The sequence below is a fragment of the Streptomyces sp. L500 genome (genome assembly GCF_054551825.1).
This window is the reverse complement of sequence record NZ_JBTOLC010000142.1, coordinates 1-527: the sequence shown is the minus strand read 5'-3', so window position 1 is coordinate 527 and position 527 is coordinate 1. Positions and strand designations below refer to the sequence as shown.

Annotated in this window: 1 pseudogene; it reads left to right on the top strand. The window is 71.3% G+C overall.

Annotation, left to right across the window (positions count from 1 at the left end):
* Positions 1-527: pseudogene (locus tag ACX9I7_RS32715) on the top strand (polyketide synthase); the annotation flags it as partial.

Here is a 527-nt window from a genome sequence, read left to right as displayed (position 1 = left end):
CTGGAGCGGATGTCGGACGCCCGTCGCAACGGCCACCGGATCCTGGCGACCGTGCGGGGCAGCGCCGTCAACCAGGATGGTGCGTCGAACGGTCTGACGGCGCCGAACGGTCCGTCGCAGCAGCGGGTGATCCGCCAGGCGCTGGCCAGTGGCGGGCTGTCGGCCGCTGATGTGGACGCGGTGGAGGCGCACGGTACGGGTACCACTCTGGGTGACCCGATCGAGGCGCAGGCGCTGCTGGCCACGTATGGCCAGGGGCGGTCGGGGGAGCGGCCGTTGCTGCTGGGTTCGGTGAAGTCCAACCTCGGGCACACGCAGGCCGCCGCCGGTGTCGCGGGCATTATCAAGATGGTCATGGCGATGCGCCACGGCGTTCTGCCGCAGACGCTGCACGTCGACCAGCCGTCCTCCCACGTGGACTGGTCGGCGGGTGCGGTGGAGTTGCTGACGGAGCGGACGGTCTGGCCGGAGGGTGACGGGCCGCGCAGGGCGGGTGTGTCGTCGTTCGGCATCAGCGGGACGAACGC